General features: G+C 69.8%; 10 protein-coding genes. 4 read left to right on the top strand and 6 right to left on the bottom strand.

What is annotated here, in order from left to right; all coding sequences use genetic code 11:
- The first annotated feature begins 433 nt into the window (after positions 1 to 433).
- Positions 434 to 751: a hypothetical protein gene (locus tag AB0B28_RS10925; RefSeq protein ID WP_360119559.1), complete on the top strand. Its 318-nt coding sequence runs from the start codon at positions 434 to 436 to the stop codon at positions 749 to 751.
- Positions 752 to 1,162: 411 nt separating this feature from the next.
- On the opposite strand, the gene AB0B28_RS10920 is transcribed toward AB0B28_RS10925, so the two are convergent.
- Positions 1,163 to 1,750, bottom strand: coding sequence for a hypothetical protein (locus AB0B28_RS10920; protein WP_360119557.1), 588 nt, complete (start codon positions 1,748 to 1,750; stop codon positions 1,163 to 1,165).
- Between the two features lie 284 nt (positions 1,751 to 2,034).
- Between AB0B28_RS10920 and AB0B28_RS10915 the strand changes: the two genes are divergently transcribed.
- On the top strand, positions 2,035 to 2,970 hold the full coding sequence (locus AB0B28_RS10915; RefSeq protein WP_360119555.1) for a hypothetical protein: 936 nt from the start codon (positions 2,035 to 2,037) through the stop codon (positions 2,968 to 2,970).
- Positions 2,971 to 3,075: 105 nt separating this feature from the next.
- Here AB0B28_RS10915 and AB0B28_RS10910 read toward each other — a convergent pair whose 3' ends face one another.
- A complete protein-coding gene (locus AB0B28_RS10910) occupies positions 3,076 to 3,786 on the bottom strand; it encodes a lytic transglycosylase domain-containing protein (RefSeq protein ID WP_360119553.1) in 711 nt (236 codons plus the stop codon).
- A gap of 312 nt (positions 3,787 to 4,098) precedes the next feature.
- Between AB0B28_RS10910 and AB0B28_RS10905 the strand changes: the two genes are divergently transcribed.
- Both AB0B28_RS10905 and AB0B28_RS10900 read left to right on the top strand, forming a co-directional pair.
- The gene (locus AB0B28_RS10905) at positions 4,099 to 4,734 is read left to right on the top strand and encodes a GntR family transcriptional regulator (RefSeq protein ID WP_360119551.1); all 636 of its coding nucleotides are present in this window, start codon (positions 4,099 to 4,101) and stop codon (positions 4,732 to 4,734) included.
- On the top strand, positions 4,731 to 6,074 hold the full coding sequence (locus AB0B28_RS10900) for an MFS transporter (RefSeq protein WP_360119549.1): 1,344 nt from the start codon (positions 4,731 to 4,733) through the stop codon (positions 6,072 to 6,074). The genes AB0B28_RS10905 and AB0B28_RS10900 overlap by 4 nt, the downstream gene beginning before the upstream one ends.
- A 901-nt stretch (positions 6,075 to 6,975) precedes the next feature.
- On the opposite strand, the gene AB0B28_RS10895 is transcribed toward AB0B28_RS10900, so the two are convergent.
- The 4 genes from AB0B28_RS10895 to AB0B28_RS10880 form a co-directional block, all read right to left on the bottom strand.
- Positions 6,976 to 7,305 (bottom strand): PadR family transcriptional regulator, encoded by a 330-nt coding sequence (locus AB0B28_RS10895; protein WP_360119547.1) that lies wholly within the window; start codon positions 7,303 to 7,305, stop codon positions 6,976 to 6,978.
- A gap of 96 nt (positions 7,306 to 7,401) precedes the next feature.
- Positions 7,402 to 8,868, bottom strand: a complete 1,467-nt coding sequence (gene gltX / locus AB0B28_RS10890; protein WP_360119545.1) for a glutamate--tRNA ligase — start codon at positions 8,866 to 8,868, stop codon at positions 7,402 to 7,404.
- A complete protein-coding gene (locus AB0B28_RS10885; protein WP_360119544.1) occupies positions 8,861 to 9,637 on the bottom strand; it encodes a fumarylacetoacetate hydrolase family protein in 777 nt (258 codons plus the stop codon). The genes gltX and AB0B28_RS10885 overlap by 8 nt, the downstream gene beginning before the upstream one ends.
- A 99-nt stretch (positions 9,638 to 9,736) precedes the next feature.
- A complete protein-coding gene (locus AB0B28_RS10880; RefSeq protein WP_360119542.1) occupies positions 9,737 to 10,078 on the bottom strand; it encodes a hypothetical protein in 342 nt (113 codons plus the stop codon).
- Positions 10,079 to 10,102: the final 24 nt, after the last annotated feature.

Raw genomic sequence — 10,102 nt, 5'->3', positions numbered from 1 at the left:
CGGGTATCCACTCCCGGGCCAGACCACTCGAGACGACCACGACAAAGCGACGGGGATAGTTGCTACGGCCTTGCCACAGGGACAAGGACACCGCAACACCCCACGCACGCCGTGCACCGGCCCACACCGCAAGGTGAGGGCCACCGAAGACATGGGCCCGAATCCGCAAGGCCGAAGGCCCGACACGCCATGGCTTGACACCGCGAAGGTGAAGAGCCGAAGCGGCATGGGCGCAACGCCAAGGAGCGGAGCGCCGAGGCCGTATGGGCCAGGGCCGGGAGGCACTAGGCCTGAGGAAGTGTGGGCACGAAGCCGAAAGGCACACAGCCCGAAGTGGCATGTCCTGGCTTCGCCAGCCGAAGACCCAAGGCCACACAAGCAAGGCCCGGCACACCAGGCCAGGCCACGAGGAACCGGAAGGAGGCGAGCAGCGATGCACACGACACAGGCCATCAGCATGTCCGGCATGACCTCCCACCCGGAAACCCCGGGCGACACCACCACCATGCCCACCGCCACCACGACCGCAACGGCAACGGCAACGGCAACCGGCACGGTCATCATCCCCGCCACCGCCACCCTGACCGCCGCCGCCGGGCAAACCCTCACCGGCACCGGCCAGGCCACGGCACCCCACCCCGGGCCCTCCCCCACCGGCCTCCGTCGCCGCCAGCCCGAACCCCGAACCAATCAGGCCCGGCCTCAAAAGCGGCCCGCACCAACCCCTCACCTCGTTGTCGCCGCCGCCTGAACCCAGCCCCACTTCGGCCTTCCCCCGACCACGAACCAGGCCAGCCGCCCACCTCTTCGTCGCTGCCGCCTGAACCCCAACCCAGGTCAACCCGGCCCCCCGACCACGCCCCGCGCCAACCACTCACCCCTTCATCGCCGCCGCCTGAGCCCCGCCCCGATCGGGCCTAGCTCCGACAAACAGCCCGCACCAATCCCTCACCCCTTCGTCGCTGCCGCCCGAACCCAGGCCCAAACCGGCCCGGGCCCGACAAGTACCGGAAAATCTGCACGCCAAAAGCATCCGAACCCAGATTGCCCGCCGCGGCACGGCTCAGGGGTTCGGGATCAGAGTCACCCGCTACGTCGTCGAGCAGACCATCGCTGTGAGTCGAGGGAGAGAGACCGCGGGATGCGGCTTCCGCGAAGTCGTTCAGGCCGCGCGGGCCTTGTGCCGCAGCCACCAGAGGAGCTGTAGCAGCGCTCCGAGCGCGGGCAGGCCGAGGAACGCCCAGGCGAACAGCTCGTCCGTCGTCACCAATTCGGTGCCCGAGTAGTACGTGGTCTCCGAGGAGAGCAGCCGCAGCCTGATCCCGCCGACCGCGCATGCGAGTGCCGCAGCACCGTATGCGATCCGCCGCCCTGGCAGCGGCACGGCGGCGGCGATGAACACCGCTGCGGCACCGAGGAAGATGAGCGTGAGGGCGAGCGGCGCGGGTCCGTCCCTGCCGAACAGGAACTCCAGCAAGGTGACGTAGAGAGCGACGAGCCCTGACAGGAGCGCGCCGGCTTCGGCGATGTACGTGAGGGCGCGCGAGCGCGGCATCCGCCACGACACCCACAGCAGCCAAGGCGCCGGCAGCGCCCAGACGACGGCGAGGACCACGAGCGCGGCGCTCTCGCCGTTCTCCAGGAAGATCATGTAGACGAAGACCATGAACCAGATGACCGGGGCGAACGCCCAGCCCACGATGGAAGAGACGGGTCTCTTGCGGTCGGCGGTGTTCGATGCGGTGCTCATGGAGCCAGTCTCGCAACCATGCGCAAACGCTCACCTGCCAGAAACGTGCCGCTGTTATAGGACCCCCACAACGGACTCCTCCCAAACCCCCCGCCGCACTCCCCGATTTTCTAGGTTTCCACCAAACGGTCCGGGCAGTTGTCAACCCGGGCCCACCTCGGCCTTTCCTCGACCACGCGTCGCACCACCCACTCCACCCCGTTCCGCCTCGGGTGGTCGTTGGGCTGGGTGGCGGGATTCGGCGGGCTACTGTGGGGCTCAACGATCTTGAAAGCTGGTGCGTCTTGCAGGTCACCGTTGATGCGTGGGATCCGTCCTTCGCCGATAATCCGGAGTCGCCTTCCCGTTCCGACCGGGCCGTGGTCCGGGCGGATGTGGAGCTCGATCCGAGTGAGTGGCGCCCGGTCGAAGCACCCGAGACAGGGCCTCGGCGGATCGTGGTCGTCGACGGGGTGCGGCGGATCGACGCGCGGATCGAGTTGCTCGACGACACCCCCGAACACCAGGGCGAGCGGTGGCCCGGGCTGTGCGTGTCGTGGGCCGCGGGGGCGGTCGTGTGCGACCTCGACGGGCCGTCCTCGGAAGCCGCGGTCGTCGACTTCGCGGTCGAGCGCGGGCTCTTCGCGGCCGTCGACCCGGGCGCGGACTTCGGGCACTACCCCTACCGCAAGGCCGAGTCGGCCGACCCGGGCGAGCTGATCAACGCCGCCCAGACCGCGATGGCCGAACTCGAAGCGAAAGTGGCCTCGGCGGTGTCGCTCGACGCCGAGCTGTCCGTCCTCGACGGCCCCCTGCGCGGGCGCACCAGGCTGCCGCACGCCGTGGGGTACATCAAGAGCCACCACCGCTCGTACCTGCAAGGGGAGCTGAACGCGGTCGTGGAGCGGCTGCGGCCCGGCCAGCGCACTCCCGTGTTCCATCTGATGTCGGGCTGGCCGCGGTACACGTGGTATCTGCGGCTGCCGGGGACCTCGTCGCGCGGGTGGGCCGGGGTGGCCCGGCTCGAAGCGGCCGACGACTTGAGCGAGGAGGCGGCGATCGCGCTGGCGGACGCGACCGCGGCGGCGCTGCCGCCGCTGGGTTCGGCCGCGCACAAGGATGCGCGGGCGCCGCAGAACCTCACGCCGATCGCGGGTCTGGAGCGGCGTTTGAAGCGGATGCTCGGGGACCCGCGCCTGCTGCTGCGGTCGGTGCGGGCGGCGTCGCGGGAGATCGCCTGAACTACTCCCCCGCAACGCGAATCGGGCCCCGGCGCGAAAGCACCGGGGCCCGTTCGTGTGGGTCAGCGAACTCCGGGTCCGCTTGGTGTCGAGGCTATAGGGGTTCTAGTACCAGCCGACCGACTCGCTGTGCGACCATGCGCCACAGGGGTCGCCGTAGCGGCCTTCGATGTAGTCCAGGCCCCAGTCGATCTGGGTGGCCGGGTTGGTCTGCCAGTCGCTGCCGTTGGCGGCCATCTTGTCGCCGGGGAGGGACTGGGGGATGCCGTAGGCGCCCGAGCCGGAGTTGTACGCCGACTCGTTCCAGTTCGACTCCCGCTCCCAGAGGTTGAGCAGGCACTGGAACTGGTCCATGCCGTAGCCGCGGTCGAGGGTCATGGTGCAGCCGATGGCCTTGTTGCCCGAGTAGTCGGAGCATTCGCCGGAGACCTGGACGCTGGTGCCCTGGTCGGACGAGTCGTCGTTCGCGGGTTCCTGCGTGGTCTCCTCGACCGGCTCTTCCTCTTCGGGGACCTCGGCGGGTTCGGGCTTGACCGTCTCGGGTGCGACCGCGGTGCGTTCGGGGAGGAGGGAGTCCATCGTCTCCACGTCGCTCCATCGGCGGTCGGTCTGGCCTGCGTCTTCGACGATCGCGGTGGCGATCTGCTCTTCCGCGGTGGGGTCGTCGGTGCTGATGATCGCGGCGCTCGCGCTGCTCGCGGTGCCGGCGGCGATGAGCACGGCGACGGCGGACACGAACACGCGGCCTCGGACCACGTGCCGCAGTCCGCCGGGGCGGCGATCGGCGGAGCGGTGCTTCGCGCGGGTGGGAATCATGCGGGTAAACATCGCGGTAACCATATGGACCGCCCTGCCGCGGTCCGTACCGCTCGGTAATGAGCCCAACACGGCACATTGCCGTCTGCGAGCGGAACTATCGACTGCCCGTCTTGACCGATAGGGCCGGTATCGCGTGCCTTGCGCGCAGCGCCGGAGACTCGGGGCTCGGGCGTGGGCCGAACGGGCCATTGACACTGGACGGGGCGGTCGAGCATCCCCCACTTAGGTCCATTGGGATCAATGTCACATACCGAGAATGCGCGAACTCGTTGTATGCATCGTTGCATGCAAGTGGTAGCGTCCGGGTCCATGACCGACAAGGCGAAGGCCGCCGAACGCGCGTACGCGTACACCAAGGACCGCATCATCCGCGGCGAACTCCCCGGAGGCTCGCGGCTCAGCGAGGTCCGCATCTGCGAAGAGCTCGAACTCAGCCGCACCCCCGTCCACGAGGCGTTCCTGCGCCTCGCCGCCGAGCGGCTCATCACGCTCTCCTCCCGCCAGGGCGCGACGATCAACCCCGTCCCGGTCAGCGAGGCCGCCGACGTGCTGGAGATGCGCGACGCCCTCGAACGCACCGCCGCCCGCCGCGTCGCGGCCAGGAGCGTCGACCCCGAGACGATCGCCGAGGCGCTACGCGAACCCTTGGAGCGACAGGAGGCCGCGATCGACGCCGGGGACCTCGAAGCGTTCGTGGACGCCGACTGCGATTTCCACGCGGCCGTGATCGCCTTGTCCGGCAACCCGATCGCCGTCCACTTCTTCGACCTGCTCCGCGACCGCCAAAGGCGCCTCGCGCACCTGGTGCTCACGTCGAGCGAAGTCGTGCTGGGCGAGTCGTTCGAGGATCACCACCGGCTCGCCGAGCATCTGGCCGAGCTGGACGCGGCCGCGTACGAGGCGGTGCTGGACCGGCACCTGGCCCGGCATCAGGGGCTGCTGTGAGGCGGCCGTGGGCGGCGGTCTTCGCGGTCATGTTCTTCGCGACGTGGGCGGGGAACCAGTTCAGTCCGCTGCTGCTGTTCTACCAAGAGCGCCATGACTATTCGACGACGGCGGTGAACGCCTTCCTGGGCGTGTACGTGCTCGGACTCGTCCCCGCGTTCCTGCTCGGCGGCGCGCTGAGCGACCGGTACGGGCGGCGACCGGTCATGTTCGTCGGGGTCCTGGCGGCGGTCGCGGCGAGCGTGGCGCTGGGGTTCGGCGAGACCGGGGCGTTCATGATCTGCCTGGGCCGGTTCTTCGCCGGGATCGCGGTCGGGACGGCGACCTGCGTGGGCGCGAGCTGGATGAAGGAACTCTCGCAAGGGCCGTTCGACCCGGGAGCGGACGCGACGGCGGGAGCGCGGCGGGCCACCCTCGCATTCGCGCTCGGCTCGGCCACCGGCGCGGTCCTGGCGGGGCTCATCGCCGAGTGGGGGCCGTGGCCCGAGCAGTTGCCGTTCGCGATCCACGCGGCGTTGACGATCCCGTTCGCGTGGCTGGTGCTCAAGGTCCCCGAGACCGCGGGCGGAGCGGCGCTCAGGTTCGGGGTGCCGTCGGCGCGGCATCGGCGGTTCACGCGAGTCGTGGTGGTGGCCGCGCCGTGGGTGCTGGTGGCGGCCGCGATCGGATACGGGTACCTGCCGGTGCTGGTCGCCGAGACGACGCCGGGCTGGGGGACGGCGTACGCCACGCTCCTCACCGGGGTGGCGCTGGCGTCGTCGTCGCTGGCGCAGCCGTGGGTCCGGCGGTTCGATTCCCCGAAGAGCGCGCGCGGGCTGCTGATCGGGTTGGTCGGGGTCGTCGCGGGGATCGCGTTGTCGGCGGTGGCGGTGCAGGTGCAGTCGTGGCCGCTGGGGATCGCGGCGGCTTCGATCGCGGGCGCGGGCATGGGGATCGGGATGGTGTCGGGACTGCTGGAGGTGCAGCGGATCGCAGGGGCGGCGGGCCTGGCGGGGTTGACCGGGGTGTTCTACGCGGTCGCCTACAGCGGGTTCCTGGTGCCGACGGCGCTGTCGGCGATCGCCGACGCCTCCGGGACGCCCGCCGCGGCGCTGCTGTTCGCCCTGGCCGGTCTGGGCCTGGTGTGCGCGCTGGTGGTGTGGCGGGTGTCCCGGAGGCATCTGCCCGGTCAGGACGTGGCGGTCTCCGAGGGCGTGGGTTCGCCGGTCGGGGTGGGCGTGGCCTCGGTCGGGTCGGCGGACTCCTCTGTGGGAGTGGTGTCTTCCACGGGTTCCTCGGTCGATTCCTCGGTGGGCGTCTCGCCTGCTTCGGCGCGCTCCGAGACGCACAGCGGGTACTGATAGCCGGTCTCGCCGTATTCGTCGTAGCCGGCGTACGCCTCGCGTTCGTCGATCGCCTCGCCGAACGGGTCGTGGGCCGGGCCGGGCGGGCACGAGTCGGGGTCGCCGAAGCGCAGCGCGTTGCCGTCCTGGTCGTAGAGGTAGACGCCGGTGAGCGGTTCGCCGTTCTCGTCGTAGACGTAGATGTTCTCGATGTAGTAGGGGTTGTCGTAGTAATGGTCGTCGAGGTATCCGGACTCGACGTAGTCATTCTGGTCGAGGAACCCGAAGTAGGGACCGGTCATGCCGTAGCCGACGTAGGCGACCAAGGCGATGCCGATCGCGCCGGTCCACCAGCGTTTGCGCGGGCTCCACGACTGCGAGCGGGTGCCGATGCGGATCGAGGCCCACACGGCGGTGAGGACGACCGCGAGTGCGATGACCGTCCCGAAGACGGAGCCGAGCGGATTGAATCCGATGGCGTTGAACTGCGTGGCCGCGAACAGGTAGAGGAACAAGAGCGCGGCGAGCACGCCGCGCAGGACCCACCAGCCCGGGCGCAGGCGTTCGCGCAGTTCGGCGGCGTCGGTGTGGCCGGTGCTCACCGCGTACCGGTCGGCCCAGGCGCCGAGGCGGCGGGTGAGCGGTTCGGCCGCTTCGCGGAAGGAGCGGCGCAGACGGGTGCCGGCCCCTTCCCTGGGGACTTCGACGGTCTCGCGCAGTTCGCGGGCGTAGGCCTCGGGGCTGCCGAGGAGGTCGGCGAGGCTCGCGTCCTCGTCGAGGTCGGCGGCAACTTCGGCCAGGTGCGTGTCGAGGTCGGTCAGGAGGTCCTGGCGGACGTGCTCGGGCAGCCCGCCGAGGTGGCGCTCGACCGCGGCGAGGTACGCGGCGATCTCCGTGGTCCGGGCGGTGGGGGCGTCGGTCATGATCCGTCCTTCGTGTCGAAGAGGCCTCGCATCTTGGTGCTGACGTCCTCCCAGGCGTCGCGCATCTGACGCAGGTGCTTGCGGCCGGGCTCGGTCAGCGAGTAGTACTTGCGGTGCGGCCCCGATTCGCTGGGCTGCACGTAGGTCGACAGGTATCCGGCCCGGTAGAGGCGCCGGAGCGTGCCGTAGACCGAGGCGTCACCGAGGTCGTCGAAGCCCGCTTTGCGCAGGCGGCCGAGGATCTCGTAGCCGTAGCCGTCCTCGGTGTCGAGGACCCGCAGGACGATGATGTCCAGGAGCCCTTTGAGCAGTTGCGATCGGTCCACGCATAGAACAGTACCATGCATTGCACAGTAGTGCGCTACGCGGAATCAGAGGACGCGAAAAAGGCCCCGCCTCGCGGCGGGGCCACATCCGTTGCGCTAGAGCATCGCTCGGGCGGCGCGGAGCCTCGCCAGGCTCACCTCGCGCCCCAGGAGCTCCATCGACTCGTACAGCGGCGGCGAGACGGTCTTGCCGCTGATCGCGACCCGCACCGGCCCGAAGGCCTTGCGGGGCTTGAGGCCCATGCCCTCCACGAGCGCGGCCTTGAGGGCCTCCTCGATCGCCGGGGTGGTCCACTCGACGCCCTCGACGGCCGCGATCGAGGCGTCGAGCACCTGCGCCGCGTCGTCCTTGAAGGTCTTCTTCGCGCTGTCGGGGTCGATCGCGATCTCGGTACCGCAGAACAGGAACCGCAGCATCTCGACGGCCTGCGCGAGCGTCGAGCAGCGCTCCTGCACCAGCGGGACGGCGACCTCCAGCTTGTGCGCGTCCTCAGCGGAGACCTCGGCGCCGAGCAGCCCGGCCTCGGTCAGGCGCGGCACCAGCAGCGCCGTCAACTCGGCCGGGTCGACCATCCGGAAGTGCTCGGCGCAGATCGCGTCGAACTTCTTCTCGTCGAACCTCGCCGGGTTCGACTTCACGTCGTGCAGGTCGAACGCGGCCAGGAACTCCGCGACCGTGAACGTGTCCCGGTCCCCCGACAGCGACCAGCCCAGCGTCGCCACATAGTTGAGGACGCCCTCAGGGAGGTACCCGGCCTCCTTGTACTGCAACAGGTTCGAACGCGGATCGCGCTTGGACATCTTCTTCCCGCGCTCGTCCACGATCAGCGGCAGGTGCGCGTACTCCGGTTCGGCCTCGGCCAGGCCAAGCTCGATCAGGGCCCGCCACATCACGATCTGGCGCGGCGTCGAGGGCATGAGGTCCTCGCCGCGGGTCACCATGTTGACCTTCATCAAGGCGTCGTCCACCGGGTTGGTGAGCGTGTACAGCGGCGAGCCGTCATTGCGGGCGATCACGTAGTCGGGGACCGTCCCGGCGGGCGTGCGGACCTCGCCGCGCACCGCGTCCTGGAACACGATGTCCTCGCCTGGCATCCGCATCCGGTACACCGGCAGACGGCCCTCGGCGCGGAACGCGGCCTTCTGCTCCTCGGTCAGGTCGCGGTCGAAGTTGTCGTAGCCGAGCTTCGGGTCGCGCCCGGCGGCCTTGTGGCGGGCCTCGACCTCCTCGTTGGTCGAGAACGCCTCATAGGCGAAGCCGCCCTCAAGGAGCCGCTTGATCACGTCGGCGTAGACGTCGAGGCGCTGCGACTGGCGGTAAGGCGCGTACGGGCCGCCGATGTCGGGCCCCTCGTCCCAGGACATCCCCAGCCACGACAGGGCTTCGAGCAGCTGGTTGTACGACTCCTCGGAGTCGCGCGCGGCGTCGGTGTCCTCGATGCGGAACACGAACTCGCCGCCCTTGGCGCGGGCGTAGCCCCACGAGAACAGGCACGTGCGCACCAGGCCCACATGCGGGGTCCCGGTCGGGCTCGGGCAGAAGCGGGTACGGACGTTACTCACTGGGAACCACCTTGTTGGAGAGCGTGCCGACACCGGCCACGGACACGGAGACGGTCTCGCCCGCCTGGAGCGGCCCCACCCCGGCGGGCGTGCCGGTCAGCACCACGTCGCCGGGCAGCAGCGTCATCACCTGCGAGACGTAGGCGACCAGCGTCGCCGGGTCGAAGACCATGTCCTTGGTCGAACCGAGCTGGCGCACTTCACCGTTGACCTCGCAGCGGACCTCCGCGTCCGAGACGTCGGCGTCGGTCTCGATCCAAGGCCCCAGCGGGCAGAACGAGTCGAAGCCCTTCGCCCGGGTGAACTGCACGTCTTGGTGCTGGAGATCGCGGGCGGTCACGTCGTTGGCGCACGTGTACCCGAAGATCGAGGCCTTCGCGGCCTCGCGGTCCAGGCCGCGCGCCCCGTGCAGGCCGATCACGACCGCCAGCTCGGCCTCGTGCTCGACCTGGTCGGAGACGGCGGGAAGCCGGATCTGCTCGGCCGGGCCGATCACCGAAGTCGACGGCTTGAGGAAGATCAACGGCTCCTTGGGAACCTCGTTGCCCAGCTCGGCGGCGTGGTCGGCGTAGTTGCGGCCCACGCACACGACCTTCGAGGGCAGGATCGGCGCCAGCAGTCGCACGTCCTCCAGCGACCAGCGCTGGCTGGTGAGCTTGATCTGCGCGAACGGGTGGCCCTCGATCTCGGCGGCGGTGGCCCCGCGGCCTTCCCCTTCGAGTACCGCGAACGACATGCCGGTGGGGTGAGCGATCCGCGCGATCCGCACAGTCGGCCCCTCTCTAAGACTCGGTGAAACCTGGCGGCCTCAGCTTAGTTCGGAACCGGGGGCGACCGGACGCACTACCTCGCCTCGAGTGGCGCGGGACTAACTGATGAGCAGGAACAGCCCCGCCAGCACGATCGTGCCGACCAGGGCGCCCACCACGATGCCCATGCCCAGGCGGCGGACCTTGCCGAACATGCCGACGAAGAACCCGAGGACGAACGTCAAGGGGGTCGCGACCAAGAGCGAGAGGGAGGTCGCGCCGAGGCGGACCTTGAGGGTCTCACTGAAGCCGCCGACGAGCACGAAGCCGAGCGCGAAGGCGAGGATCACCAAGAGCACCAGGCCGAGGAAGAAGCCGGAGCCGAAGCGCCGCCTGCCGTACACGGCCGAATCCGCGGCCGAGGCGGCGGCGCGCGCGCGATCGGTCCTGTAAGAAGTCACGCCTCAACTGTAGTACGGCGGCAC

It is taken from the genome of Glycomyces sp. NPDC046736 (genome assembly GCF_040645615.1).
Taxonomy (GTDB): Bacteria; Actinomycetota; Actinomycetes; order Mycobacteriales; family Micromonosporaceae; genus Glycomyces.
The sequence above is the reverse complement of the archived record's forward strand: the minus strand, read 5'-3'. Positions and strand labels throughout refer to the sequence as shown.